Genomic DNA, 25,193 nt, shown 5'->3' on the forward strand with positions numbered 1-25,193 from the left:
CGCAGCAGGCGGGTAGGAGGTACGGGCCCTCCGCTTGTGGCCCGTGCCGGAGGGCCGGGTCCCGGGCGGCGCCCCTGGTCGCGTGATCGCTTCGGCATGTCCCGCGCCGGGACGGCCGCCGCCCTGGCTCGCCATGACACGCTGGGGCGCCGATGAACCCGGGCCGCCGCTGGAGCCTCGATGACGAGTCTTGTCTTTGACCTGTACGTTCGCGCCACCCCGCAGGAGGTCTGGGCAGCGCTCACCGATCCGGCGATGGTGCCGCGCTGGCGTTTCGGCATGACCTTCGAGACCGACTGGCAGGCAGGCTCCACGCTGACCACCCGGTCGCCGGACGGCCAGGGCAGCGTGCAGCAGGCGGTGCACGCTCAGCACCTCGTCTACGACTGGCACCAGACGGACCAGCCGGACCTCAACGGAGGCAGGCCGTCCGTCGTCTCCTACGAGCTCGACCCGATGGGCGAGGTCACGCATCTGAACGTGGTGCACGGCGGACTCGACCCGGAGGGCGAGTTCCTCAAGATCGTCAAGCCGGGCTGGCCGATGCTGCTGTCCAGTCTGAAGAGCCTCATCGAGACCGGGGAGCCGCTGAACTTCCCGGTGCAGGGCTGACCGGATGACGGGTCCGGAAGAATCTTGCTCGGATTTCCGCGGGGATGTCGAAAACGCGGCGTGTGCTTCTACCTACCCGTGAGAGCGTCACGAGGGCGCCCCGCAGGAACAGGAGCGGACCATGAAGTACATGCTGCTGATGCAGTTCAGCGAGACGACCGTCGACTTCCCCCGGATCGACACCTGGACCCCCGAGGAGATCCGGGCCCACATCGCGTTCATGCATGACGCGAACAAGAAGATGGTGGACAGCGGGGAGTTCGTGGACGGGCAGGGCCTGGCGATGCCGGAGGCCGCGAGGATCGTCAGGGCCGGGGCCGCGGGCGGCGCGCCCGTCGTCACCGAGGGGCCGTTCCCGGAGACCAAGGAGTTCCTGGCGGGGTACTGGATCGTCGACTGCGAGACCCTGGAGCGGGCGGTGGAACTGGCCGCGTTCGTCTCGGCCGCTCCCGGGCCGGGCGGCGCCCCGCTGAACATGCCGATCGAGGTGCGCCAGGTGATGTCGGCACCGACCGAGGACGTGTGAGCGCTGACCGGAGCCGACCGGACCGCCGAGGACCTGCTGCGTGAGCTCGCGCCGCAGGTAGTCGGCGTGCTCACGCGGCGGTACGGGGACTTCGGCGCCGCGGAGGACGCGGTGCAGGAGGCGCTGCTGGCGGCGGCGCTGCAGTGGCCGCAGGAGGGGCTGCCGCACCATCCCCGGGGCTGGCTGATCCAGGTCGCGAGCCGGCGTATGACCGAGCAGCTGCGCAGTGATCAGGCGAGGCGCCGCCGGGAGGACCTCGCCGCACGGCGTGAGCCCTCGGACCGGCGCACGGCGCCCGCGGCGGACAGTGAGGCGGCGGTGGATGAGGACGACACCCTCACTCTGCTGTTCATGTGCTGCCACCCCGCGCTGACGCCGTCGGCGGCGATCGCGCTCACGCTGCGGTCGGTCGGCGGACTGACGACGACCGAGATCGCGCGGGCCTTCATGGTGCCGGACGCCACGTTGGCGCAGCGGATCAGCCGGGCGAAGCAGCGCATCAAGGCGTCGGGGGTGCCGTTCCGGATGCCCGACGAGGACGACCGGCAGCGGCGTCTCGACGCCGTTCTGCATGTCCTGTACCTCATCTTCAACGAGGGTTACGCGACGAGCGCCGGCCAGGACCTGCAGCGCGTCGAGCTGTCCCGGGAGGCGATCCGGCTGGCCCGGGCGCTGCACCGGATGCTCCCCGAGGACAGTGAGGTCGCCGGTCTGCTGGCGCTGATGCTGCTCAGCCACGCCCGGAGCGCGGCGCGGACCGGTCCGGGCGGTGAGCTGATCCCGCTGGCCGAGCAGGACCGCGGCCGGTGGGACGCCGAGGCCATCGCCGAGGGCGTCGCGCTGGTCACCGAGGCGCTGCCGCGGGGTCCGCTCGGGCCGTACCAGGTCCAGGCGGCGGTGGCTGCCCTCCACGACGAGGCGAAGACGGTCGAGGAGACCGACTGGCCGCAGATCCTCGCGCTGTACGGGGTGCTGGAGCAGCTCTCCGACAGCCCCGTCGTCTCCCTCAACCGAGCCGTGGCCGCGGCCATGGTGCACGGCCCTCAGGCGGGTCTGCGGATCGTGGACGCCCTGGAGGCCGGTGGACGTCTGGCCGGCCATCACCGGCTGTACGTGGTGCGGGCCCATCTTCTGGAGATGGCAGGCGAGCGCGAAGCGGCGGTGGAGAACTACCGTTCGGCCGCGAAGCGTACGACGAGCCTTCCGGAGCGGCACTATCTGGCGATCCGCGCCGCCCGGCTCAGTGGTGGCCCGAACGGTGCGGGTCAGCGGTGAGAGGCAGCGCGGGCGGCGCGGCTGAAGGCGTGGGCCAGGGAGTGTCTTCCAAGTAGCGTCGTCCGCCCGAAGGGCGGGCCCGGCGGCGTCTGGTGCGTGCGATCGCAAGGCGGAGGAAGGAGCCCATGCGGAGCATCGGCGACTGACGACAACGCAGCGAGCGGGCGTGCCGGGCGTCGCCGGGCAGACGGGACTTTGAAGACACGACCTAGCGCGGCACCCGGCGCGGCGCCGGCGGTGTGCGGTCGGGCTGGTCCGGGCGGGGCGCCAGTCCCGGTGCCAGGGCCAGGGTGACCGCGACCGATACCGCGGCCATCACGGTCATCGCCGTCGCGGGCGAGGTGAACTGCGCGACGGAGCCCGCGAGCACGGCCGCGACGCCCTGCATCGTGAGCATGCCGGAGGTGTGCAGTCCGAGGGCGTGTCCGCTCAGCTCGTGTGGCGTCAGCGCCATCAGTTGTTCCTGGAGCAGAAGGCTCGCCGCGTAGCCGATGCAGGCGAGCACGACGGCGGCCACCGCGACCGGCAGCGCCGGGCGAGCGGCGAAGACGAGGAACGGAGCGGCGAGCAGCAGACGCAGCGGGGCGCCGAGGCGCTCCCGCCACCGCCGTGGGACGAAGCGGCCGACCAGGATGTCCCCGATCAGCATGCCGAGTGAGGCCGAGGCCATCAGCAGACCGGCGTGTGACGGCGCGTAGGAGACGAACAGGGCTTCGCAGCCGACGATCAGCCCGTTGGGCACCCAGAGGGCGAGATACACATAGCGGCGCGGCCCGGACGACCAGAGCAGCGCGTTGTTCCGCCAGGTGTCGGCGATCGACGGCCGCCCGGCGGCACGTGGCGACCGCTTGCCGAGACCGAACCGGGCCACGGCGGCGGCGATGACGTACAGGGCCGCGGCCGTCAGCAGCGTGCCGCGCGGCGAGAGCACGGTGACCAGCACTCCGGCGACCGCGTACCCGGAGATCTGCATCGTGCCGACGGACATGTTGAGGACGGAACGGCCCAGCAGATAGCCGTCCGTCGTGAGGATCTCGTTGAGCAGTCCGCCTCGTACGCCGCCACCGACGGCCGCGATCGTCCCGAGGCCGAAGAGGATCGCGAAGACGGCCCACACCGGCAGCCCGGGCAGGGCCATGACCGCGGTGCCCAGCCCGAAGACCAGCGGCATCGCGGCGAGCGCGGCGCGCGGCGGCAGCCGGTCGGCCGCCGACAGGAGCATGGTCGCACCGACCACCTGGGCGAGCGAGGGCCCGAACATGGCCAGCGCGGAGAGCAGAGGCGAGCCGGTCGCCGAGTGGACCAGTGTGCCCATGGCCAGCCCGCTCACGGTCGAGGCCGCGATCTGCGTGGTGGTGTTGAGGAACAGGGGGGTGAACTCCGGTGTGCGGAACAGCTCTCGGTAGGTGCGCATGCCTGGCAGTCTCGGGCGGCCCGGCGCGACGGCGTTACTGTTTCGCGGGGAGGCGAAACGATGGGTTGGTGGCAGGTCGGTACGGACACGCTCGCGGGCAGCCGCTTCGTTCTCTCACCGCTGGCCGAGGTCACGGCGAGCCTGATGGCTCTGGAGCGACGCTCGGCCGCGCATCCGGGCGAGCTGGCGTGGCTCGACACCCATCTGCCCGCGTATCAGGAGCGGTTGGCCGCCGACCCGGTCACGGCGCTCCTCGTGCGGGCGGCACTGGGTCACCGGTGGACGGCGGACTTCCTCACGCCGCCACCGGCGGGCGAGGGCGAACTCGTCTTCGAGGAGGAGCTGGCGCGGATACGCGACACTCCGGCCGGGACCGCCCGGGCGGACCTGGAGGTGTCGCTGGGCGGCCCGCTTCCGGTACCGCTGCACCGCGGCGATCTGCCGCAGCGCGCGGCGGCTCTGCTGGAGTGGGTGTGGGCTCAGGCCGTGCTGCCGTACTGGGCCCGGCGCCGGCGGATCATCGAGGCCGATGTCGTCGCGCGGACAGGGCAGTTGAGCCAGGGCGGCTGGGCCGCCGTGCTGGGCGCCATGCGCCCGGGGATGGGCTGGCTCGGCGAGGGCCGGCTGCAGATCAATCCGTACGACAACCCGCCGCGGGAGATTTCCGGGGCGCAGCTGCTGTTCGTCCCCGTCACTCCGCGCCACGGCTGGGTCGCATGGGACCAGCCGCACCGGTACGCGGTGGTGTACCCGTGCTCGGGCACTCTGGCCGGGCAGTCGGACCGGGCATCGGTGCCCGAGTCCCTGGGCCGGCTGCTCGGGCCCGGCCGGGCGGCCGTCCTCGTGCTCCTCGGCACGCCGAAGAGCACGACGCAGCTGGTGGCGCTGACCGGCCAGGGGCTGGGGTCGGTGGGCCGCCATCTCAAGGTCCTGCTCGACGCCGGTCTGCTCGAACGGCGGCGGGCGGGCCGGTCCGTGCTGTACCACCGCACAGCCGCCGGCGAGGCCCTGGTGAAGGCCCAGGAGGCCGGGTGAGGCCGGTCGGCCGATGCCGCTGAGACCATTCAGCTGATGTGGAACAGCGGGCCGGTGATGGTCAGACCGAGGTCGTTGCCCACGTACGAGAAGAACGCGAGCAGCGCCAGCGCTGCTCCGCCCAGCGCCATGTCCTTCAGGAACATCACCTGCTCCAGCTGGCGTGTCTGGGGATCGGTCTCCTTCCAGAACGGGTGCATCAGGACCGCGGTCGGGAAGAGGAACACGGCGAGGAGCAGCGTTCCCAGGTCCGCCCAGATGCCGAGGGCGACACTCAGCCCCCCGAGCAGCAGGAGCACCCCGCTGAGTACGGTCGCGGGCACGGGAGCCGGCAAGCCCTTCGACGCGGCGTACGCGCCCATCTCCTTGGACTGGGTGAGGTGCCCCACGGCCGAGGCGAGGAAGACCACGGCGAAAAGGATGCGTCCGATCAACACCAGGACATCCATGCCACCCTCCCGGAATCGGAATGGTTGAATCACTTACATTGTCCCCCGGGTTGTGGAAATGATCCTCCGGGAGCCTTCACCGCAGGTCACGCGGGTGACGGAAGAGGCCCGCGGCCCCTCCCCGGGAGCTCCCTCGGGCCCGACAAGGGTTTTCCCCGTATCGCGTTCATCTCGCCGTTCCCTACTGTCTGCCGCACCGGCGATTCCCAGCCTCTGACTCATGGATGTCAGGTGCATGTAAACGCTGTGTTTCGTCCGGTGGCGGCTCTCGACCAGGGGCCGTCGCGCCGGCGGCGGCGCACGGGCTCACCCGGCCCGGGGAGCCGTGAATCGCGACCCCCCACATCGCAAATCGCGATTCCCAGCGCCGCCCGCCCGCGCTCCGCACCGTCAGTTGAAAGGGAACATCTTGAACGGTTCCGGACGGAGACTCATATCCGTCGTGGCTGCGAGCGCCACCATCATCGGTGTCGCCGCCACCTCTTCCGTGGCGTTCGCCGCCGCCTCGGGGGACCCCTCGCCGAAGCCCGCCCCGGCTTCGCAGTCGATGACCACCCTGCCGGCCGCGCCGGTCGAGAAGGTCATCGTCACCTACAAGTCCAAGACGGCCGAGGCCGGTTCGAACACGGCGGCCGCGGGCGACGCGAAGGCCAAGGGCGCCGAGACCGGCGAGAGCCTGTCGTTCGAACGCCGGCTCGCGGGCGGCGCCGCCCTGGTGAACCTGGGCGGCGAGGCCTCCAAGCAGGACGTCGCCGACGTCATGGCCGCCTTCCGCGCCGACCCGTCGGTCGCCTCGGTGGAGCCCGACATCCGCGCCTACGCGATGGCGGTCACCCCGAACGACACGGAATACACCAAGCAGTGGGACCTCTTCGAGGCCACCGGTGGAATGAACGTGCCGGGCGCCTGGGACAAGGCCACCGGCAGCGGCGTCACGGTCGCGGTCATCGACACCGGCTACGCCGCCCACTCGGACCTGGCCGGCAACGTCGTCTCCGGCTACGACTTCATCTCGACGTCCGCCGACGCCCGTGACGGCAACGGCCGTGACGCCGACGCCAAGGACGAGGGCGACTGGAACGCCACCGACGGCGAGTGCGGCACCGGGTCCAAGGCGAGCAACTCGTCCTGGCACGGAACGCACGTCGCGGGCACCATCGCCGCGACGACCGGCAACAGCAAGGGTGTCGCCGGTATCGCGCACAACGCCAAGATCCAGCCGGTGCGGGTGCTCGGCAAGTGCGGCGGCTCGTCCGCCGACATCGCCGACGCGATCACCTGGGCGTCCGGCGGCAGCGTTCCCGGCATCCCGGCGAACGCGACCCCGGCGAAGGTCATCAACCTGAGCCTCGGCGGCGCGAGCTCCACCTGCCCGAGCGTCTACCAGAACGCCATCAACGGCGCCGTCTCGCGCGGCACCACGGTGGTCGTCGCGGCGGGCAACAGCAACGCGAACGCCTCCGGCTTCACCCCGGCCAACTGCGCCAACATCATCAACGTGGCGTCGACCAGCCGTGAGGGCAACCGGTCCTTCTACTCGAACTACGGCAGCATCGTCGATGTCGCCGCGCCCGGTGGTGAGACGCGTCGCGCCACCGACACGCCCGGCACCGTCACCACGCCGGAGAACGGCATTCTCTCCACGCTGAACTCCGGTGCCACCACCCAGTCCACCGAGAACTACAAGCCCTACCAGGGCACTTCGATGGCCGCCCCGCACATCGCCGGTCTCGCCGCGCTGCTGGAGTCCGCCAAGCCGGCGCTGACCCCGGCCGACATCGAGTCCGCGATCAAGACCAACGCACGTCCGCTGCCCGGCACCTGCTCGGGTGGCTGCGGCTCCGGTATCGCCGACGCGACGAAGACCGTGAACGCCGTCACCGGCACCACCCCGGGGGGGACGACGTTCACCAACGGGACGGATGTCGCGATCAGCGACAACTCGACCGTGTCCTCCTCGATCGCCGTCACCGGACGCACCGGCAACGCCCCCGCCGCCCTCAAGGTCGACGTGGACATCAAGCACACCTGGCGCGGCGACCTGGTCATCGACCTGATCGCCCCGGACGGGACCGTGCGCAACCTCAAGGCCTCCTCCGGCTCGGACAGCGCCGACAACGTCCTCGCGACGTACACGGTCGACGCCTCCAGCGAGGCCGCCAACGGGACCTGGAAGCTGCAGGTCCGCGATGTGGCCTCGGGTGACACCGGCTACATCGACACCTGGAGTCTCACCTTCTGAGACAGCCGCACATCGGCATTCTCGCAGGTCAGGGGCGCGTCCACGGCATATGCCGCGGGCGCGCCCCGTCGCCGCTCCGGTCCAGACCTGTCCGCATGCCGGACAAGGGGCCTGGACTGGGGCGGAGTGCTTCGTATCCTCTGCTCGAACGGGCAGGGGGCCCGCGCACGCCGGAAGGTGGTGGTGGGTACGTGACGTCCGCGTCGTACGTCCCGCTACGCCCTGCCGGCGTGGGGGGACCCTCAGCGCCGGTCGGCCGGGCCGAGCTCCTCGACCGCCTCGAACGGGTCCTGCACAACCGCGGCCGTGCCCTGCTGACCGGTCCCGCCGGGGTCGGGAAGTCCGAGGTCGCCCTGGCCGCCGCCGCCCGCGCCGAGTCCCGCGGTGAGACGGTGCTCCGGCTCGCCACACTCCCCACCGACCGCGGCATACCCGGCGCCGCCGCCGCCGCGCTCGTCGCGTCGGTCACGGCGAGCGTGCCCTGGCCCGCGGCCGGGGATCCGGGCGGGTCCGACGGGTCCCGCGCGCACGACATCCTGGAAGCGCTGCCCGGTCCGCAGCGCAGCGCCGTCGCCATGCTGTGCCGTGAGGCGCCGGTCCCCGAGAGCGGCTGGGACCCCATCGCCCTGCGGCTCGCCCTGGCGCAGATCCTCCGGGCCTTCGCGGCGCGCGGCCCGGTCCTGCTCGTCGTCGACGGCATGCAGCGGATGGACGCCGCGAGCGCCGATCTGCTGCGGTTCGCCCTGCATCTGGCGCCGCCCGCGCTGCGGGTGATCGCCGTGGAGACCCCGGAGGCGTACGGGCCGGGCTCCGACGCGGTCGGCCCGGAGCCGCTGTGGGTGCCGTCCGAGGCCGACGTCCTGAACGTGGCCCCGCTGCACGCCGACGAGATCGCCGAACTCCTCATCCACCACCGGCTGCCGTCCCGGATGGCCGGCCGCATCCACCGGGCCAGCGGCGGAAACCCACGGCTCGCGCTGGCCGTCGGCCGGTCCCTGGCCGACGCGCGGACGCCGGTGCACCATGCCGAGGCGCTGTCCCTGTCCGGGCGCGCCCGCGATCTCGCCCGGCAGCTCCTCGGTGTCACCTCCCCCGCCGTGCGCGGCACCCTCCTGCTGGCGGCACTGGCGCTGCGCCCGACGGCGTCGCTGATCCGCCGCGCGGGGCGCCCCACCGCCGAGGCCGACCTGGCCGCCGCCGAACGGACCGGTCTGGTCTCGCTCACGGAGGACGGGACGGTGGCCTTCACGGCCGGCGTGCTGCCGTCGACCCTGGTGCACGACGCCTGCTGGACCCAGCGCAGCGAGGGTCACGCGGCCCTGGCGCGGGTCGTGGACGACCCCGTCGAGGAGGTCCGGCACCGGGCGCTGGCCACGGACATCCCCGACGAGCAGCTGGCCGCCGAGGTCGCGGCCGCCGCCGAAGCGGCGCGGCGCCGTGGGAACAGCGCGCTGGCCGCCGAACTCGCCCTGCTCGCCGCCGAGTCCACGCCGGTCCGCCACGGTGCCCAGCGGATCGCCCGGCTCGTGGACGCCGCCGAGGAGGCCGCACGGGCGGCCCGCGCCGATCTGGCGATGCGCGCCGCGACGGATCTCCTCGCCCGTGACGCGTCACCGGCCGACCGGGTCCGGGCGCGGCTCGCGGTACTGGACACGGCCGGTCAGGGACTGACGGGCCTGGACGAGATCTACGTGCACGCCATGGAGGACTCGGAGGGCGACACTGCGCTCCGGGCGGCCGTCCAGCTCCGGCTGGCCGTGAAGTACGTGCTGGCCGACGGCGATCCGGTACGTTCCCGGGCCGCCGCCGTCGAGTCGGTGGCGCTTGCCTCATCGGTCGGTGACCGGATGACGACGGCCAGGGCGCTGACCGTCCAGGCCCGCATGGAACGGGTTCTGGGCTCGCCGGACGCCGATCGGGTGCTCGCCGAGGCGCGGGTCCTCGAAAAGGACGAGCGTCCGCTCGGGATCCGTAACGCGGCCCAGATCCTGACGATCCGTCACTCACTCTTCGACGACCGGCTCACCGATGCCCGCGACCAGCTCAACGCCCTGCTGCCGCTCGTCGAGCGCCGTGGCACGGTCGAGGACGCCATCGAACTGTTCCGTACGCTCGCGGAGGTCGAGGCCCGGCAGGGCCAGTGCGCGGCGGCGCTCTCGCACGCCGGGCGGTCGCTCGCCCTGACCCTGGAGGCCGGCCTCTCCCCCGGGCCCGCCTGGTTCGCGCTGGCCCTCGCCGAGACCGCGGGCGGCAGCTTCGCCCGCGCCGCCAGCTACGCACGTCGCAGCGCCCAGGCCTCCGAGGAGGAAGGCGACCACGTCTTTCTCTCCCGCAGCCTGTACGCGCTCGGCCGGGTCCAGCTCGTCACCGGTGATGTCGCGAACGCCCTGGAGACCCTGCGCCGGGTGCAGGCGAGCGAGCGTGCCCAGTCGGCTGTCGACCCGTCCATGCTGCGCTGGCACGAGGAGCTGGCCGAGGCGCTGCTGGCGAACGACGCCCCGGAGGAGGCGGCGGACCTGCTCGCGGATGTCCGTCCGGTCGCGGAACGCCTGGGCCGGACGACCGTGCTGCTCGGCTGCGACCGGGCCTTCGCGCTGTATCTGGCGGCGGGCGGCAAGCACGGTGACGCCGCGGCGCTGCTGACGGACACGGCCGAGGCCTTCGGCGCAGCGGGTCTGCCCCTGGAACGCGGCCGGGCGCTGGTCACGCTCGCCCGCGTGGAGCGCCGCCGCCGCAGGCGGTCGGCCGCCCAAAGCGCGCTGCAGTCCGCGGCCACGGTCTTCGAGCGGGCGGGTGCCGCGCCGTGGCTGGCGCTGGCCACGGAAACCCCGTCCGGGGCCGCCGACCCCGCCCCGTCCCGCAGCGGCGCCCTGTCCTCCCTCACGGAGGCGGAGCTGCATCTGGCGCAGCTCGTCGGTCAGGGGGCGAGCAACCAGGAGGCGGCGGCCCGGCTCTATCTGAGCGTGAAGACGGTCGAGGCCCGGCTGACGCGCATTTACCAGAAGCTGGACGTGCGTTCACGCGCGCAGCTGGCGACCGCGCTGGGCTCGTGGCCGGGCCGGCGTACGGCGCCACTCGCGCCGGACACCGGCCCGGCACCGGGCTGATCCAAAAGAAACCCCCTAGGGCGTGTTGCGAAAGTAGCGCCGTCCGCCCGGAGGGCGGGGCCCGCGGCGTCTGGTGCGTGCGATCGCAAGGCGGAGGCTCGTCCTCGTACTGGACGTACTTGGATGAGTCCGACAACGCAGCGAGGGTGCTGCCAGGCGTCGCGGGCCAGGCGGGACTTTCGCAACACGCCCTAGCCGACCCAGGCGCCGGTGAGGCCGAGCACCGCCGAACCGTCCAGGTCGGCCAGCTTGGTGCCGGTGAAGCCACGGGCCCACTCGGACGTCTGGATGCGGAACGCCGGGCGGTCCGCGGTGAGCGCCTCCAGCACGGCCTCGGCTGCCTCGGCCGGGGTCTGGGCACTGTTGAGGAACTGCGAGACGGTGCGATTGAGGTAGTTGCTCAGCGCCTCGGCGTACGGACCGGCGGCGGCGACCTCGGCCTCCAGGTCTACGCCGATGTTGTTGACGAACTCGGTGGCCACGGCGCCCGGCTCGACGACGGAGACAGACACCCCGAGCTTGGCCAGGACCGGCGCCAGGCTCTCCATGTAGCCCTCGACGGCGAACTTCGCCGCGCAGTAGGCCTCGTTGAAGGGCTGTCCGACGACACCGCCGACGCTGGTGACGGTGATCAGACGGCCGCCGGAAGCACGCAGATGAGGCAGGGCGGCCTTGGAGACATGGAGCACGCCGAAGAAGTTGACCTCCATGACCTGGCGGACGTCGTCCACGGTCTCGTTCTCCAGCGTGCCCACGTGCCCGGCACCGGCGTTGTTGATCACGGCGTCGAGGCGGCCGTGGTCGGCGATCACTCCGTCGATCGCGGCGGCGACCGAAGCCTCGTCGGTGACGTCGAGCTGCCGGATGTCGAGCTCGACGCCGGCGTCCGCGGCGGCCTTGCGCAGTGCGTCGGCGCGGCGGGGGTCCCGCAGGGTCGCCACGGTCCGCCAGCCGGCCTGCGCCGCTGCGACGGCGGCGGCGAGGCCGATGCCGGAGGAGGTACCCGTGATCAGAACAACCTTGGAAGACATGGTGCGGCCTTTCGTTCAGAGAACACCGAGCGGTCCAGCGCTTCAGTGCGTGTACACACACCATAACCATTACGTGCGCACACACGCAACCGGTAAGCTCGGACCATGACGAAGAGGAAGCTCACCCAGGCGGAGATGTCGGTCGCCGACCATGCCTTCTATGGTGTGGTCTGGGCCGGAACCGTACTCACGGAGCGCGTCGACCGCGCCCTCACCAAAGCCCACGACCTGCCGGTCTCCTGGTTCGAGGTCATGCTCTGGCTCGACTCCAGCCCGGAACCGGTCCCCGCTTCCGTCCTCGGCAACAGCACGATGCTCAGCCGCAGCCAGGTCTCCCGCGTCGTCGACGCGCTCCAGAACCGGGGCCTGGTCACCCGCACCCCGTCCGCCCGCGACGCGCGCTCCGTCGAGATCGCGCTCACACCGGAGGGCCGCCGGCTGTTCGCCGAGGCCGATGCCACGCGCCGCGAGTGCCTCGCACCCGTCTTCACCGACCTCCTGGACCAGAAGGATCTCGAAGCACTCAGCGCGGTGTGGCTGAAGCTCAAGGCCGGCAAGGAAGGCTAGGGCCTGTCCGCTGGATCGGCGACAGGCATCTGACTGCCTATCAGAAAATCTTGGCTTCGATCTTGACACCTTTGCGTGAACACGTAAAGATACTGGGCTGCGTCGCCGAATTCCCCCCACCGGTTCCATTACATATTTCCACGGCAGACGCGGGCCGCGAGTTCCCCACTCGCCGCCCGTTTCCGTCGTGTTCACATTCCGCCTCACCGCGGGTTCCCATGGGGCGATGAAATCGTCGCAGCATTGACCGATGAGTAACTTTGGCGCTAGCTTCAGGCTGCTTCATCGATGGCCCGAATTGCTTCTCCGGGCATTGCTCGACCCTGCACTTCCTGCGCCCTCTGATTGACCGAAACTTAACCTCCGGGCAACGCCAACGCATTTTCGGAGAATTATGACGTCGGCAGAGCACGTCATGGACCTGGTCATCGGAATAACCCCCTTCGGTGAGCCGGACGCCAGGCTCGCCGCCGCGGTCACCCGCGCCGGCGGACTCGGAGTGCTCGACCTGGGGACCGGGGACCGAAACACGAGAGACGCACTGGCGTCGCTGCGCCGATGGGCCCCGGGCCCGTACGGCGTGCGGGTCGGCCCACACTGCCGCCTCGATCCCGGCGATCTCGGCACGGGCCCGAAGGCCGGGCCCCACACCGTGGTGCTCGCCCGCCACGCGCCCTGGCGGATCGGCGATGTCTCCGGCCGGGCCCGGGTGCTCGTCGAGGTCACCGGCCTGGACGAGGCCCGCGAGGCCGCCCGCGCCGGGGCGGACGGGCTGATCGCCCGCGGCAGCGAGTGCGGCGGGCCGGTCGGGGAGCTGAGCACCTTCGTACTGCTCCAACAGCTCCTGGCCGCAGGGGAGTTGGCCGGCATTCCGGTGTGGGCCTGCGGAGGCATCGCACCGGGAACCGCGGCCGCCGCCGTGGTCGGCGGGGCGGCCGGGGTGGTGCTGGACAGTCAGCTGGCGCTGCTGGCCGAGTCGGGGGTGGCCGAGCCGGTGGCCGCCTCGCTGCGCACCATGGACGGCTCGGAGACCACCGTGATCGACGGCCACCGGGCCCTGCGCCGGCGCGGCAAGGCCGCCCCACCCGCCGGCAGCGACCCCGAAGCCGCTCTCCCCGTCGGCCAGGACGGCTTCCTCGCGGCCCGCTTCGCCGAGCGCTGGGGCGACACCGGCCGCGCCGTCCGCGCGGTCGTCGCCGCCGTACAGGACACCGTCCAGGAGAACGCCGCCTTACGGGCCCTGCGGTCCGGAGCCCCGATGAGCCGGGCGCTCGGCACCCGGCTCCCCGTGGCCCAGGGGCCCATGACCCGCGTCAGCGACCGCGCGGACTTCGCCGCCGCCGTCGCCGATGACGGAGCCCTGCCGTTCATCGCACTCGCACTCGCCGACGGTAAGCGGGCACGGGCGATGCTGGACGAGGCCCGCGAAGTCCTGGCCGGCAGGCCGTGGGGTGTCGGCGTACTGGGCTTCGCACCGGAGGAGACGAGAAACGCACAGCTGGAGGCCGTACGGGCGTGCCGCCCCACGCATGCGATCATCGCCGGCGGCCGCCCCTCGCAGGCGCGGGTGCTCGAAGACGCCGGGATCAAGACGTTTCTGCACGTGCCCTCCCCCGGCCTCCTGCGGCAGTTCCTCGACGCCGGCGCGCGGCGGTTCGTCTTCGAGGGCGCGGAGTGCGGCGGCCATGTCGGGCCGCGCAACAGCTTCCCGCTGTGGGAGGCGCAGCTCGGCGTGCTCCAGGACTTCCTCGACGGAGCGCGGCACGGCGCGGACGGTTCCGAGGGGCCGGCCGCCGCCGAGCAGATCGAGGTGTTCCTCGCCGGCGGGATCCACGACGAGCGGTCCTCGGCGATGGCCGCGGCACTCGCCGCGCCGCTGACCGCACGCGGCTGCGCCGTAGGCGTCCTCATGGGCACGGCCTATCTGTTCACCGAAGAGGCGGTGGGGCGCGGCGCCGTGCAGCCACTCTTCCAGCGCCGCGTACTGGCCGCGGAGCGCACCACGCTGCTGGAGACGGCGCCGGGCCACGCCACCCGCTGCGTGCCCAGCCCGTTCAGCGACGGCTACGGCACGGTGGAGGCCCGGCTGCGGGCGGAGGGCCTCGGCGACCGGCAGATCTGGGAGCGGCTGGAGCGGCTCAACGTCGGCAGGCTGCGGATCGCGGCCAAGGGTGTCGAGCGGGACGGCGACGGCGGCCTGGTCTCCGTGGACGAGGAACGCCAGCTGGCGGACGGCATGTTCATGGCCGGGGAGGTCGCCGTGCTCCGCTCGGCGGTCACCTCCGTCGCGGCACTGCACACCTCGGTGGTCCCTGCCGCCGCACGGTTCCTCACCAAGCGCACCGCGGAGTTGCGCGAGCGCCTCGGCACCGGCAGCGCAACCGGCCGGCACCCCGAGCTGCCGGAGCCGCCCCCGCCGCTTGATGTGGCCGTGGTCGGAATGGCCTGCATGTTCCCCGAGGCCCCGGACCTCGCCACGTTCTGGGCGAACGTCCTCGACGGCACCGACGCGGTCGGCGAGGTTCCCCCGGAGCGGTGGGACCCGGCCGTGCACTACGCGGCCGAGCCGGGTCGTGCGGAGCAGCCTGGTGCGGGACAGGCTGGTGCGGGACAGGCTGGTGCGGGACAGGCTGGTGCGGGACAGGCTGGTGCGGTCACGTCCAAGTGGGGCGGATTCCTGCCCCCGGTCCCGTTCGACCCGCTGCGCTACGGCATACCACCGGCCTCGCTCGGCAGCATCGAGCCCGTACAGCTGCTGGCTCTGGAAGCCGCCCGGCAGGCACTTGAGGACGCGGGGTACGGCGAGGACGGCCGGGCCTTCGACCGCTCCCGCACGGGTGTGGTGTTCGGCGCGGAACCGGGCAGCGACCTCTCCAACGCGGCCACGCTGCGGGCCGTCCTGCCCTCGTACTACGGCACGGTGCCGGAGGGACTGGAGCGGCAGCTTCCGCAGCTGACCGAGGACTCGTTCCCCGGAATGCTCGCCAATGTCATCTCCGGCCGGATCGCGAACCGGCTCGATCTCGGCGGGCCCAACTTCACCGTCGACGCGGCCTGCGCCTCCTCGCTCGCGGCGCTGGACGTCGCCTGCAAGGACCTCGTCACCGGCACCAGCGACCTCGTCCTGTGCGGGGGCGCGGATCTGCACAACGGCATCAACGACTACCTGCTGTTCACGTCGGTGCACGCCCTCTCCCCCACCGGTCGCTCCCGGGCCTTCGACAGCTCGGCCGACGGAATCGCCCTGGGCGAGGGGGTGGCCTGCGTGGTCCTCAAGCGGCTGGCCGACGCGGAGCGCGACGGCGACCGCATCTACGGAGTGGTCAAGGGCGTCGGCAGCTCGAGCGACGGGCGCTCGCTCGGTCTGACGGCTCCCCGGCCCGAGGGCCAGCGGGCGGCGCTGTCACGGGCGTACCGCAACGCCGGTACGTCACCGGCCGAGGTCGGTCTGGTCGAGGCGCACGGAACCGGCACCGTCGTCGGCGACCGGACCGAGCTGACCGTCCTCACCGAGGTGTTCGAGGAGGCGGGAGCGCGCCCGGGCAGCTGTGTGCTGGGGTCGGTCAAGTCGCAGATCGGGCACACCAAGTGCGCGGCCGGACTGGCCGGACTGATCAAGACCGCGATGGCCCTGCACACCGGGGTCAGACCGCCGACCCTGCATCTGGAACGGCCCAACCCCGCCTGGCAGGAGGAGCGCAGCCCGTTCGCCTTCCACCGTGAGGCCCTGCCCTGGGCGACGCCGCCGGAGCGGCGGATCGCGGGGCTGAGCGCGTTCGGTTTCGGCGGCACCAATTTCCATGTGGTGCTGAGCGGCCACGGCGGCGCGGCGCCGCCGGTCCATGGCCGGGACGCCTGGCCGGCCGAGCTGTTCATCTTCCGCGGGACGGACACCGCGACCGCGCACCGGGCCGTTCGGGAGCTGCTGGACCTCGCCTCGGCCGAGGTGAACGGCGCCCGGCGGTGGCGGCTGCGCGATCTGGCCGCGGCCGCCTCCCGCCGCAGCGACACGGGGACCGGTCCCGTCCGGGCCGCCGTCGTCGCCGCCGATCCCGACGGGCTGTGCGCGCAGTTGCGGCGGGTCCTGGCCGGTGAACACGATCCGGCAGCCGGCATCCACGTCGCGGACACCGTGAACGCCGCGGACAGCACGAACACCGCGGACAGTACGAACACCGCGGATCCGGGGAACGGGGCGCGGGGTACCGGGGCGCGGGGGAAGGTCGCCTTTCTCTTCCCGGGCCAGGGAAGCCAGCGGCCCGGCATGTTCGCGGACGTCTTCACGGCCTTCCCGGAGCTGCATCATCTGCTGGCGCTCGGCGGCGACACCGCCGCGGCGCTGTATCCGCCGGCCTCCTTCGACGACGGCGCGCGCGAGCGCCGGCGTACCGCCATCACGGACACCAGGGTCGCCCAGCCCGCTCTCGGGATCGTGGATCTCGCCGCCCACACCCTGCTCACCCGGGCCGGGGTGGTACCGGACATGGCGGCGGGCCACAGCTACGGAGAGCTGGTGGCCCTGTGCGCCGCCGGTGCGATCGACCCGGAGACCCTGCTGGAGCTGAGTGCGGAGCGGGCCTGCGCGATCCTCGCCGCCGCCGGGGACGATCCGGGAGCCATGGCGGCGGTGGGGGCGTCAGCCGCGGATGTCGAGCGAGCGCTGAGCACCGCGGACCCGGGCCCCGTCCGCGGGCTCGTGGTCGCCAACCACAACGCGCCACGGCAGACGGTGATCTCCGGTCCCTCGGCGGCCGTGGACGCGGCGGTTCACCTGCTGCGCGAGGCGGGCCACGGCGCCAAACGCCTGCCGGTCGCCTGCGCCTTCCACAGCCCGGTCGTGGCCGGAGCGGGCGAGCAGTTCGCACGAGCCCTCGCGGAACGTCCGGTAAGGGCCACGGAGTTCCCGGTGTGGTCGAACCGCACGGCGCTCGCGTACGACGACGGGCCCGAGGCGATCCGTGCGGAACTGGCCGCCCAGATCGGCGCCCCCGTCCGGTTCGCGGACCAGATCGAGGCGATGTACGAGGCCGGGGCCCGGGTCTTCGTCGAAGCCGGTCCCGGCCGGGTGCTGACCCGTCTGGTCGCCGACATCCTCGGGGACCGCCCGCACCGCGTCGTCGCCTGTGAGCCGCGGCCGGACAGCGGCCTGCCCGGGCTGCTCGGGGCGCTCGCCCAACTGGCGGTCGCGGGACTTCCGGTACGTACCGGCTGGATGTTCCGGGGACGCGACGTGGTGGACGCGAGCCGCGCCCCCGCGCAGCGGCAGCCCGGCTGGACGGTCGACGGGCATCTGGTCCGCACCGCGTCCGGCGATCTTCTGCCCGGTGCGCTGGCACCGGCCCGACGTGTCGTGGAGACGACTGTGACGACGAACCACACCGAGGGGGCCGCCGACGGGGCGGCCGTGGCCCGGCAGGACGCGCTGATCGCCGAATTCCTGCGTACCAGCCGGGAGATGGTGGCGGCGCAGCGCGATGTCCTCCTCACCTACTTCGGCGGTCAGGCGCCCGGGCAGCCCGGGCAGCCCGGGGAGGGCGTCGGCCGGCCGGCGCCGGGGCCGCTGGCGGAGCGGTCGTGGGCGCCCGCCTTACCGGCTGCAGACTCGTTATCCGTGGCCGAGCCCGAACCGTGGTCCTCGGTATCCGCGGACATGACGCCGTCCACGCAGGCACCATCCACGCACTCGCCGTCCACGCACTCGCCGTCCACGCAGTCGCTGTCCACGCAGTCGCTGTCCGAACAGGACGTCCTGCGCATGGTGGTGGAGATCATCAGCGAACGAACGGGCTATCCGGCGGACATGGTCGAACCCGGTCTCGATCTGGAAGCGGATCTGAGCATCGACTCCATCAAGCGGGCCGAGATCGTCGGAGAGCTGGCCCGAAGACTGGGAGCGAACACCGGCGCGGGCGTGACGGTACTGGACGACGCCGAGGCGGAGGAGCTGGCGAAGGCAAGGACCGCGGCCGCGCTGGCCGGCCGGCTCGCGGCCCTCGCGACCGCCGAACCGCCGCCCGCGGGGCCGCCGTCCGCGTCACCGCCGTCCGGCATGCTCCCCGAGCCGGCCGCCGCCGAGACCGGTGGCGACGCGTCACCGCCGTCCGGCGTGCTCCCCGAGCCGGCCGCCACCCAGACCGGTGCCGACGAGCCACCGGCGACGGCGAACACCCCTGCGTCCTCCGAAACGCTGCCCCGGCCGGCCACCCCGGGGATCCCCGGAGCCGTCGGTACCGCCGGGCCACCGGCTGTGCCGATCGCGGCGCCCAAACGCTTCCTGCTCCGGCCTGTGCCCCTGCCGGACGCTCCCGTGTCCGATGCGCCCGCCGGAGCCCTCACCGGGCGACGATTCGCACTGCTCGGCGACGGCGACGGCGAACTGGCCGGTGCGGCCGAGGCGCTCGCGGCAAGGCTCGGCACGCACGGCGCCACCGCCGTCTTCTTCGGCCCGGAGCACCTGCTCACGGCGGAGGACGGGCCGCTGGACGGCGTACTGCTCCTCGACTCCCTGGCGACGGCCGGACCACCGGTGCTGCCCGCCGCCTTCCCGGTCGTCCAGGCCGCGCTGCAGTGCCGCCCCGGGCGGCTGCTGGCCGTCCGGTACGCCGAGGGCGGCCGGGCGGACGTGCGGACGGCCGGGCTGCCCGGACTCTTCCGCACGATCGCCCGCGAGCACCCGGAGATCGCGGCCTCTGTGGTCGACCTGGACACGGACGGGGCCGCAGGGCTCCGCACCCCGGCCCTGGTCGCCGACGCACTGCTCGCGGAACTGATCGCGCCCGGCGACGTGCCGGTCGTCCTGCGCAGCGCAGGCGGGCGGTCCGGTCTGGAACTGACCGAGGTACCGCTCGGTCCACTGGGCACCACCGGGGCCGGCCCCGCCGGTGACGGAGCCGCCGAGGCAGCAGCCGTCGGCCTCGACCGGGACTCCGTCGTGCTGCTGGTCGGCGGCGCCCGTGGCATCACCGCGACGTTCGCCGTCGCCCTCGCCACGGCTTCCCGCTGCCGCATCGAACTGCTGGGCAGAACTCCGGCCCCCGGCGGGCCCGAGGACCCGGCAACAGCGGCGGCCGGGGACAAGGCGGCCCTGCGTACGCTGCTCGCGTCCCGCGGACAGTACGGCTCCCCCGCCGAGATCGACCGGGCCGCCGAACTGATCCTCTCCCAGCGCGAGATCGCCGCCACCATGGCCGCGCTCGAAGCCGCCGGCAGCCGCGTGTGCTACCGCAGCGCCGACTGCCGCGAGCCCGCCGCGGTGCTTCAGGCGGTCAAGGAGATCCACGCCGAGCACGGCCGGCTGGACGGTGTGGTCCATGCGGCGGGTGTCATCGAGGACCGGCTGATCGAGCAGAAGTCCGCGGAGTCCTTCCGGCGCGTGTACGGCACCAAGGTCTCCGGTGCCGAATCCGTGCTGACCGCGCTGGAGGAACTGCCCGACGGCCCCTCGTTCGTGGTGCTGTTCGGCAGCGTCTCGGCCGTGCTCGGCAACCGTGGACAGGCCGATTACGCCGCCGCCAACGACGCCCTGGAAACCCTCGGCGAACGCTGGGGGCTGCGCACCGGACGCCGGGCGCTCACCGTCCACTGGGGCCCCTGGGCGCCTGCCGGCGTCCACTCCGGAATGATCGGTCCTGAACTCGCCCGCGAGTACGCGCGCCGCGGGATCACGCTGATCGACCCGGAGGAGGGCCCGCTCGCCCTGCTCCGGGAGCTGGCCTGGGGGGATGCTTCGGCCCGTGCCGTCGTCCACACCGCGTCGGGGTGGTGAGATGACGCGCGGGGGTACGGCCGCCGACAGGGGCCGGGAGCAGCGGTCCACACCGGTCGCCATCGTCGGCATGGCCGTGCTGCTGCCCGGCGCACCGGACCTGGCCGCGTACTGGCACAACCTCGTGCACGGTGTCGACGCGATCAGCGACGTACCCGACACGCGCTGGGACTCCGCGTACTACGATCCCGGACCGGTGACCGGGCCGCCCGCACCTGACCGTGTCTACTGCCGGCGCGGCGGCTTCGTGGACGCGCTGGCGGACGTGGAGGTGACGCGGTTCGGCATCATGCCCAGCTCGGTGCCGGGGACCGAACCGGACCAGTTGATCGCTCTGCATGTGGCGGCGTCCGCACTCGCCGACGCGGGCGGCGAGCACCGGCTGCCCGACCGTGAGCGGATCGGTGTGGTGCTGGGCCGGGGCGGCTATCTGACTCCCGGGCTGGTCCGGCTGGACCAGCGGGTGCGCACGGCGGGCCAGCTCGTGCACACGCTCGGGGAGCTGATGCCCGAGCTGGGTCCGGCGCAACTCGCCCGGGTGCGCCAGGCGTTCACGGAACGGCTCGGGCCCGATCTGCCGGAGTCGGCGATCGGTCTCGTCCCCAATCTCGCCGCCTCCCGGGTGGCCAACCGGCTCGATCTGCGCGGGCCCGCGTACACCGTGGACGCCGCGTGCGCGTCCTCGCTGGTCGCCGTGGACCAGGCCGTCGGTGAACTCGCGGCCGGCCGCTGCGACCTGATGCTGGCCGGGGGCGTGCACCACTGCCACGACATCACGCTCTGGAGCGTGTTCTCCCAGCTTCGTGCCCTCTCCCCCAGTGAGCGCAGCCGTCCGTTCCACCGGGGGGCCGACGGCATCCTGATCGGCGAGGGCACCGGTGTGGTGGTCCTGAAGCGGCTCGCCGACGCCGAACGGGACGACGACCGGGTCTACGCGGTGATCCGGGGCACGGCGGTGAGCAGCGACGGCCGCGCGGCGGGATTGGTCAGCCCCGACCCCGGCGGCCAGATCCGTGCCGTGCGACAGGCGTGGCGGGCCGCCGGGCTGGACCCCGCCGAGCGGGGGTCGGTCGGTCTGCTGGAGGCCCACGGCACGGCCACTCCGGCCGGGGACGCCGCGGAACTCGCCACGCTGAGGGACGTGTTCGGCCCGGGCGAGGGCACCTTCCTGCGCGGCGGAGACCGGCCGGTGATCGGTTCGGTGAAGTCGATGATCGGCCATGCCATGCCCGCCGCCGGAGTGGCGGGACTGGTCAAGGCCGCGCTCGCCGTGCACCACGGGACGCTGTTGCCCACGCTGCACTGCGAGGAGCCGCATCCCGCTCTGGCGGGCACCCGGTTCCGCCCGCTCGCGACGGCGGCGCCGTGGGAGACCGGTCCCGGCCGCCCCGTACGCCGGGCCGCGGTGAACGCCTTCGGTTTCGGCGGGATCAATGCCCATGTGGTCCTCGAACAGGCGCCGGGTGCCACCGCATACGCCCCACCCACGCCCACGCCCAGACCCACGCCCAGACGCACACCCACACCCACACCCGCGCTCACCGGCACGACCCGGGCTCCGGCGGCCCCGGCCGCCTCGGTGACCGAGCCGGAACGGGTGCTGCTGCTCTCCGCCGACACCCCGGAGCGGCTGGCCGGCCTGCTGGACGCCGACGACCCGGCCGTACGCGCCGCAGCCGGTCCCGGCGCGGAATCGCGCCCCGTGGGCCGCAGCCGCCTCGGGCTCGTCGGCCCGACCGCCAAACGGCTCGCGCTCGCCCGTCGGGTCATCGCGAAGGGCCGTGCCTGGCGCGGACGCAACGACGTCTGGTTCGCGCCCGAGCCACTGCTCGGGGGCGCGCGGCCGGGGCGTGTCGCCTTCGTCTTTCCCGGTCTCGAAGGCGACTTCGTACCGCAGGTCGACGACATCGCGGAGCACTTCGGACTGGCCGGGGCGGCCTCCTTCGGTGCCGACGGACCGGTCGCGGTCGGCGACATCGCCAGACACGGACTCGGAGTCGTCGCCGTGGGCAGGCTCCTCGACACCGCGCTGCGCCGGATGGGCGTCGTACCGGACGCGGTGGCGGGACACAGTGTCGGCGAGTGGACGGCCATGGCGGCGGCGGGGCTGTACGCGGAGCGGGCCGTCGACGAGTTCATGGCCTCGCTCGACCCGGACGCGGTGAGCGTCCCGGACCTGGCCTTCGCGGCCGTGGGGGCGTCCGCGGAACGGGTCCTGGCCGCTCTGGCGACCGCCGCCGACCGGTCGGTGACGCTCTCCCACGACAATGCGCCCAACCAGTCGATGGTGTGCGGGCCACCGGACGCGGTCGAGGCGTTCGTGCGTGCTTTCCGGGCCCAGGGTGTGCTCTGCCGGGTGCTGCCGTTCCGGTCGGGCTTCCACACGCCGATGCTGGAGCCCCACCTGGGGCCGTTCAAGGCGGCGGCCGAACGGTTCGCGTTGCATCCGCCCACCGTGCCGGTCTGGTCGGGGACCACGGCGTCGCCCTTCCCCGCCGAGGAGGCCGCGGTACGGGCGCTGTTCGTCCGCCACCTGCTGGAGCCGGTGCGCTTCCGGCAGTTGACCCGGGCGCTGTACGAGGCCGGTTTCCGCGCGTTCGTGCAGGTGGGCACCGGTCAGCTCGGCTCGTTGATCGGGGACACGCTCGCGGGCCGCGACCATCTGGTGGTGGCGGCCAACTCACCGCACCGCGCCGGCCTGGCGCAGTTGCGGAGAGTGGCGGTGGCGTTGTGGACCGAGGGCGCGACGGTGGCGCCCGACCGGCTCGACCGTCCGACGGCGGGTACGGGTACGGGAACAGGAACAGGAACAGGAACAGGAACGCGGTCCCCTGGGAACACCGTTGCGCGGCCGCCGGTGCGACTCGATCTGAGCGGTGCGCTGATCTCGCTCGACCCGGGCGTCCTCGCCGAGTTGCGTCCAGCGGCCACGCTCCGTTCCGGCGCTTCCCTCACGTCTTCCGTACCCGCCTCCGCTCCCGCTCCGGTCCCCGGACCCGCCGCCGGGGGCCGGACGGGTCCTGACGCACCGCCGGACCGTTTCCCGGTCATGGCTGAGCTGACCGCGCTGATGCGGGACACCGCCACGACCGCCGCGGAGCTGATCGCCGCGGCGGACCGGCCGGTCCTGCCCCGCCGCCGGCACACGAGGGCGCTCCCGCCGTCCGCGCCGCCACGGAACACGGCCCCCGCACCGGCCCCACCGGCTCCCGGCCCCGCTGCCGCCCCCTGGCGCTCCACTGTCCGGATCGGCCTGGACACCATGCCGTACCTGCTGGACCACTGCTTCTTCCGGCAGCGGCGGGGCTGGCCCGATGTCGCGGACCGATGGCCGGTCGTCCCGGCCACCACGATCGTCCACCACCTCATGGAGGAGGCCGAGCGGCACGCGCCCGGCATGCGGGCGGTCGCGGTGCACGACGCGCGCTTCGACCGGTGGCTGACCGCCGCCGAGCCGGTGGAGGTCACGGTCACCGCGGTCCCCGACGGGCCTGGTCGCGTCGCCGTCTCGTTCGGCCCCGAGGCCCGCGCGGTCGTCGAACTCGCCGACCGGTACCCGGCACCGCCCCGCGCCCCCGCCCCTGAGGCGTTCCCGGCGGAGCGGATTCCCCGCCATACGGCGGCCCAGTTGTACGACGAGCGCTGGATGTTCCATGGAGCGGCGTACCAGGGCGTCACCTCACTGACGGGCATCGGCGACTCCCATGTCCGCGCGGTCCTCACGACACCGCCCGCGCCCGGCGCACTGCTGGACAACGTCGGCCAGGTCCTCGGCTACTGGATCATGGCGACGTGCACGGAGCGGACGGTGGTGTTCCCGGTTCGGATGCGGCACATGCGGTTCTTCGGTCCGCCGCCGCGGCCCGGCACACCGCTGGAGTGTCTGATCCGTATCTCGTCCCTGAGCGACACCCTGCTCGAAGCCGACGCCTGGCTGACGTCCGGAGGCGGAGTGTGGGCTCAGCTGACGGGCTGGCAGGACCGCCGCTTCGACAACGATCCGCAGACACGGCCGGTCGAGCGGTTTCCCGAACGCAACACCCTGTCCGCCGCCCGGCCCGGCGGCTGGTCGCTGGTCCATGAGCGCTGGCCCGACCTCGCCTCACGCGACCTCATCATGCGCAACATGCTGGGCGGCGCCGAACGCGCCGCGTACGAACGGCTCGCGCCGCGCGGCCGCCGGCAGTGGCTCCTGGGCCGGATCGCGGCGAAGGACGCCGTCCGCCAGTGGCTCTGGAGGCGGGGCGAGGGGCCGGTCTTTCCGGCGGAACTGAGGGTGGGCAACGACGAACACGGCCGCCCGTACGTCACCGGTGTGCACGGCCGGACCCTCCCGCCGCTCGCGGTGTCGCTGGCCCACCGCGCCGAGGCGGCCGTGGCGATCGTACGGACCCGGCCGCCCGGCCCGGAGGGCAGCGGACGACCGGGCCCCGGAATCGACATCGAGGAGATCTCGGAGCCGGCCGTCGCCACCGTGGAGAGCGCCCTCGGCCCCGGCGAACGCGGCCTGCTGGCGTCCTGCCGCGGCGCCACCGGCGAGTCGGGGGCACTGTGGTTCACCCGCTTCTGGGCGGCCAAGGAGGCCGCGGCCAAGGCCGAAGGCACCGGATTCGGCGGCCGTCCGAAGGACTTCGCCGTCGTGGAAGCGGCACAGGACCGGCTGACGGTCGAGGTGCGTACCGCCTCGGGGGCCCTGGTCCGCAGCCACCGGGTGCGCTGCGAGCGGGTGGCCAATCCCCGCGGACTGCCGACGCGCGAGTACGTCGTGGCCTGGACCGCGGGGCCGGGAGACGAATCTGACGAGGAGGACGGAAAGTGACCACCACTCAGCCGGCGGGCCCGTTACGGGCGGACCAGGACGCGATACTCGGCGACATCACCGTCATGATCGAGCTGGTGCTCGAGGACTACGGACTCGACGACACCGAGGTCGGCATGGAAACCAGCTTCAGCCGGGACCTGGAGTTCGAGAGCATCGATCTGGTCACCCTGGCCGGGCGACTCGAGGAACGGTACGGGCGGACGGTCAACTTCGCCGAGTTCGTGGCCTCGATGGAGCTCGACGAGATCATCGAACTCACCGTCGGCCGACTGGTCGAGCATGTGGCCCACTGCCTCGGGAGCGGCCCGCAACCGCGAGCCGGGCAGCCGTCGGCGGGACCGGTCTGAG

Annotated in this window: 13 protein-coding genes; 10 read left to right on the top strand and 3 right to left on the bottom strand. The window is 73.0% G+C overall.

Going from position 1 to position 25,193, the window contains the following annotated elements; translation table 11 throughout:
* The first annotated feature begins 180 nt into the window (after window positions 1-180).
* From AC0699_RS07245 to AC0699_RS07255, 3 genes are all read left to right on the top strand, one after another.
* Complete coding sequence (locus AC0699_RS07245) at window positions 181-612, top strand: SRPBCC domain-containing protein (protein ID WP_478656726.1); 432 nt, start codon at window positions 181-183, stop codon at window positions 610-612.
* A 121-nt stretch (window positions 613-733) separates the two neighbouring features.
* A complete protein-coding gene (locus AC0699_RS07250) occupies window positions 734-1,138 on the top strand; it encodes a YciI family protein (protein ID WP_478656729.1) in 405 nt (134 codons plus the stop codon).
* A gap of 3 nt (window positions 1,139-1,141) precedes the next feature.
* Window positions 1,142-2,413: an RNA polymerase sigma factor gene (locus tag AC0699_RS07255; RefSeq protein WP_478657200.1), complete on the top strand. Its 1,272-nt coding sequence runs from the start codon at window positions 1,142-1,144 to the stop codon at window positions 2,411-2,413.
* Window positions 2,414-2,621: 208 nt separating this feature from the next.
* Here AC0699_RS07255 and AC0699_RS07260 read toward each other — a convergent pair whose 3' ends face one another.
* Window positions 2,622-3,827: an MFS transporter gene (locus tag AC0699_RS07260; protein WP_478656732.1), complete on the bottom strand. Its 1,206-nt coding sequence runs from the start codon at window positions 3,825-3,827 to the stop codon at window positions 2,622-2,624.
* 60 nt (window positions 3,828-3,887) lie between these two features.
* Between AC0699_RS07260 and AC0699_RS07265 the strand changes: the two genes are divergently transcribed.
* The gene (locus AC0699_RS07265; protein WP_478656735.1) at window positions 3,888-4,862 is read left to right on the top strand and encodes an ArsR/SmtB family transcription factor; all 975 of its coding nucleotides are present in this window, start codon (window positions 3,888-3,890) and stop codon (window positions 4,860-4,862) included.
* Window positions 4,863-4,891: 29 nt separating this feature from the next.
* Here AC0699_RS07265 and AC0699_RS07270 read toward each other — a convergent pair whose 3' ends face one another.
* Complete coding sequence (locus AC0699_RS07270; protein WP_478656737.1) at window positions 4,892-5,311, bottom strand: DoxX family membrane protein; 420 nt, start codon at window positions 5,309-5,311, stop codon at window positions 4,892-4,894.
* A 442-nt stretch (window positions 5,312-5,753) separates the two neighbouring features.
* Between AC0699_RS07270 and AC0699_RS07275 the strand changes: the two genes are divergently transcribed.
* Together AC0699_RS07275 and AC0699_RS07280 are read left to right on the top strand one after the other, a co-directional pair.
* A complete protein-coding gene (locus AC0699_RS07275) occupies window positions 5,754-7,553 on the top strand; it encodes a S8 family peptidase (protein WP_478656739.1) in 1,800 nt (599 codons plus the stop codon).
* A 230-nt stretch (window positions 7,554-7,783) separates the two neighbouring features.
* Complete coding sequence (locus tag AC0699_RS07280; protein ID WP_478656742.1) at window positions 7,784-10,660, top strand: helix-turn-helix transcriptional regulator; 2,877 nt, start codon at window positions 7,784-7,786, stop codon at window positions 10,658-10,660.
* A 191-nt stretch (window positions 10,661-10,851) separates the two neighbouring features.
* On the opposite strand, the gene AC0699_RS07285 is transcribed toward AC0699_RS07280, so the two are convergent.
* Window positions 10,852-11,691 carry an SDR family oxidoreductase gene (locus tag AC0699_RS07285; protein ID WP_478656745.1) on the bottom strand — a complete coding sequence of 280 codons (840 nt, stop codon included), beginning with the start codon at window positions 11,689-11,691 and terminating at the stop codon, window positions 10,852-10,854.
* Window positions 11,692-11,796: 105 nt separating this feature from the next.
* On the opposite strand from AC0699_RS07285, the gene AC0699_RS07290 reads away from it, so the two are divergent.
* The 4 genes from AC0699_RS07290 (at window position 11,797) to AC0699_RS07305 (ending at window position 25,192) form a co-directional block, all read left to right on the top strand.
* The gene (locus AC0699_RS07290; protein ID WP_478656748.1) at window positions 11,797-12,258 is read left to right on the top strand and encodes a MarR family winged helix-turn-helix transcriptional regulator; all 462 of its coding nucleotides are present in this window, start codon (window positions 11,797-11,799) and stop codon (window positions 12,256-12,258) included.
* 394 nt (window positions 12,259-12,652) lie between these two features.
* Entirely contained in the window at window positions 12,653-20,023 is a 7,371-nt protein-coding gene (locus AC0699_RS07295; RefSeq protein WP_478656751.1) for an SDR family NAD(P)-dependent oxidoreductase, read from the top strand.
* A gap of 1 nt (window position 20,024) precedes the next feature.
* A complete protein-coding gene (locus tag AC0699_RS07300; RefSeq protein ID WP_478656754.1) occupies window positions 20,025-24,842 on the top strand; it encodes a beta-ketoacyl synthase N-terminal-like domain-containing protein in 4,818 nt (1,605 codons plus the stop codon).
* The gene (locus AC0699_RS07305; RefSeq protein WP_478656757.1) at window positions 24,839-25,192 is read left to right on the top strand and encodes an acyl carrier protein; all 354 of its coding nucleotides are present in this window, start codon (window positions 24,839-24,841) and stop codon (window positions 25,190-25,192) included. The genes AC0699_RS07300 and AC0699_RS07305 overlap by 4 nt, the downstream gene beginning before the upstream one ends.
* The last annotated feature ends 1 nt before the right edge of the window (window position 25,193 follow it).

Source organism: Streptomyces sp. NPDC043870 (genome assembly GCF_056435785.1).